This is a genomic window from Caulobacter sp. UNC279MFTsu5.1, from assembly GCF_900114015.1.
In the GTDB taxonomy this organism is placed as follows: domain Bacteria; phylum Pseudomonadota; class Alphaproteobacteria; order Caulobacterales; family Caulobacteraceae; genus Caulobacter.
In genome coordinates this window covers 1-2896 of record NZ_FORN01000093.1, presented here as the reverse complement: position 1 = coordinate 2896, position 2896 = coordinate 1, and the positions used below count along the sequence as shown (strand labels likewise).

General features: G+C 66.7%; 1 protein-coding gene and 1 pseudogene. Both read right to left on the bottom strand.

Features of this window, described 5'->3' with window-relative positions:
• Positions 1-1847, bottom strand: a pseudogene (locus tag BM066_RS25640) (hypothetical protein); the annotation flags it as partial.
• A 208-nt stretch (positions 1848-2055) separates the two neighbouring features.
• Positions 2056-2896 (bottom strand): hypothetical protein (locus BM066_RS26635; protein WP_218150950.1); only part of this gene is annotated, 841 nt, incomplete at its 5' end.

The window sequence follows — 2896 nt, the reverse complement described above, 5'->3', positions numbered from 1 at the left end:
CCGGTCTCGACCGAGGTGACCTGGCCATCGGCGGCGTAGGTGGTGCGGCTGGCCCGGTAGAGCAGCGCGCCGGTCCCGTCCGGGTCGGGACCGATGACGCCCGTCTTCCAGCGCGAGGCGTCGTAATAGGTTCGGGTGGTGTCGGCCGATCCGGCCAGCGGGCCGTCGGTGCTGATCACGTCGCCGCGGGCGTCGTAGGCGTAGGTCGTCGTCGCGACCAGGGCGCTGTCGCCCGACCGGGTAGTGGTCGACAGCAGCCGCACGTTGTTGGCGCCATTGCTGGACTCATAGGCATAGGTCGTGACGACCTCGTCGGCCGTGCCCGCGCAGCTGGCCAGGGTCTGGCAGGTCGAGGTCTGGGTCACCCGCCAGACCGGCGCGGCGGCGGCCTGCATCACCCCGCCGCGCACGTACATCGCCGTGAACTGGCCGTAAGTGTAGCGGGTCTGAGGGCGCACCGCGCCGGAGGTCGGGGCCGGGGCGGTCACCGTCAGCACCCCGCCATGCACCGGATCGTAGGTGAAGTCGGTCTGATTGCCGCGCGCGTCGCGTATCCAATCGGGTTTGTCGCAGATGTGCCGGGTCGCGCATAGCGAACCGGCGGCGATGTTGTAGCTGGCCCGGACCACAGTCGCCCCTGCGACGGTGTTGGGATCGGCGCTGGCCGGCGTGCCTTTGGGCAGGCGCCACCGGGCCGTGACGTTCATGTAAGCGCCGTATTCCAGAGCGACGGCGTCGCCTTCCGGCGCGATCACCCGGGTCAGGAAGCCCAAGCCCCGGGCGGTGGAATCGGCATTGTAGATGAACGTCGTGGTCTTGCCGGGGCCGTTGTCCGGATAGATCGTGTCTGTGAGGATGTTGTGATTGCTCATCCGCGAGGTGACCACGCGCTTATGGCCGAGCGGATCGGTCACTGTCGTGGTCAGGATCCCATCCTTGTCGTTGGGATAGGGATCGAAGGCCTCGCTATAGGAATAGGTCCAGGTCCCGACCCCGTCGGTGACCGAGGTGACGCGCGCCGGACTCCAGGCGTTGGGCGTTGGCTTCACGATGTAGGTCCTGGGCGCTCCGCCGGCGGGACTGGTCAGGGTCACAGTGATCACGCCGCTACCCGGCGGCAGACTGCTCGTCGTCTGCAGCACGCGCCCGAGGTTGACCTGGTGGGTATAGGTCGGGCCCGAGCAGGTCGTGGCCGAACAATCACCCTGAGTGAGATTGGCCGCCGCCGGCAGCCAGTCAAAACCGCCCCCGTAATCATTTCCGGTCAAGGCGTAGCCGAGGCTGCTCTCGATCTTGTTCAGCGCCGTGCCATACGAAAAGGTCAGCACCTCTCCGGTGGGATAGGTGACGCTCCTAGCCTTTCCAAACACTGTTGTACGGTTGAGGCCAAGCGCGACCTTGTCAAACCTGGCCATCGTGCCGTCGGGCAGCTTGTAGACGAAATCGTTTCCGTCGATCGTAATCTCGCCAACCGCGCCGTTCATCGGGTCGAGCATGGTCTGCGGCGTGCCGCTGAAGACCTCGGTCCTGCCCAGCAAGACCACGGTCGTGGTGTCGGACATGTCATCCGGCGCAATCTTGATGAACGACTCTGAAAGCGTCCAAGCCACGCCGTCGGTCAAGCGGTGCGAGGTCTCCAAGCCTCCGGGACCCTGCGGACCGACGCTGTTGATCAGTTCGGTCTTCGACAGTTCGCCACTGAGCAGATCGACCCAGTTGTCGTCCACCGACCTGTGCGTCGGCGGGACCGGACGGTCTTGGGCCAGGGAGCCACCGCAGACCGACGCGCCCAGCAGACACGCCACCACGAAACACATGACGCGCGAGGCGAATGTTCCCGACTTCATTTGCCCCTTACCCCCCTGAACACTCACCGAATTTCCGCGTCCCGCTCTTGAAGATTGAAGACGCCATCAAGAGCAGGCCCGCAGCCAAGGGGATCGCAGGCCCACGCATGGCGCGCCCATCTCGCTATTTGGCTCTTCCCCCCGCCTGCTCCCACGCCGAGACGTCCTTGGCTCCCGCCTTGGCCGTCGTGATGTTGGACCGCCATGTTCAGCGCGCCCCGATCTTGTCGACGCGGACATAGGCCCGCGGCCAGAAGTAGGTCCTAAACTCGATCGGATGCCCCGCGCGCGAGGCGTCCAGGGTGAACGGCAGGCCGAAGGTCTGATGCTGCATCGTCTGGGCCCAGGCCCGGCGGGTCAGGGTGCGGTCGGTGATCACGTCGCCCTGGGCGGCGTCATAGACCTCCAGGCGAACGATCGGCTGCTCGTCATAGTCGTTGTTGTCGATCATCAGGGCCCACAGGGCGGTGTGCTCGCCCGCGGCCAGGGAGCCCACATACGGCCCATAGGTCATGAAGCCGGCGGCGCTGGCGGTGCTGGCGGCCCAGCCATCCCCTTCGGCGAAGCCGACAATATGGCCGATGGCCGCCCCTTCAGCCTCCCAGCTGGTCGTCGCCGCGCCGGCCTGGGCCCCGACCGGGGTGGGCAGGGCCAGGCCGATCCGGTCGAGCTTGACGGAGGTCGACGGGACGTAGCGGGTGTAGAACTCCAGGTAATGCCCCTTGCGCGCGGCCGGCAGGGTGAACGGAACGGTGAAATACTCCGACTGCGAGGCGACGGGCCAGTCGGCCAGGGTGATGGTCCGGCTGGCGATCGTGTCCCATTGGTGGAATCGAAGACGCTCAGCACGACGACGGGTTGGCTGGCGGGCAAGGCCGAAGCGCCCCGGGTCAGTTTCCAGACCGCGACATTGTCCCCGACCGGGGTGTTGGTGGCGTAGGGGCCGTAGGTCAACAGGCCGTCGGCCGTGGCCGGGTCGGCGGACCAGCCATCGCCGTCGGCGTGGCCGACCTGGTGCCAGGCGATCTCCTCGGCTTCCCAGGACTGCA